This window comes from Candidatus Methylobacter oryzae, assembly GCF_003994235.2.
Taxonomy (GTDB): Bacteria; Pseudomonadota; Gammaproteobacteria; order Methylococcales; family Methylomonadaceae; genus Methylobacter_A; species Methylobacter_A oryzae.
Genome location: NZ_RYFG02000004.1, coordinates 1 through 211 on the forward strand (window position 1 = coordinate 1; position 211 = coordinate 211).

The window sequence follows — 211 nt, forward strand, 5'->3', positions numbered from 1 at the left end:
AATTCGGCGTCGTCGTCAAACTGAAAAAAGTACCGTTCAAGGTCAAATTGTTCAAGCTGGTCGCCCCAAACGGCGACATTGACTGGCTCATCACCAATGAGCTGGATGATAACCTGACCACGCAGGTCGCTCAACACGCGAACGACGTGCGCTGGCAGGTTGAAGAATTTCACCGCGAACTCAAACAGTTGACCGGCTCCGAGAAATGCCA

The 211-nt window shown here is 52.1% G+C and carries 1 pseudogene; it reads left to right on the plus strand.

Annotation, left to right across the window (positions count from 1 at the left end):
• Positions 1–211 (plus strand): annotated as a pseudogene (locus EKO24_RS22480) (hypothetical protein); the annotation flags it as partial.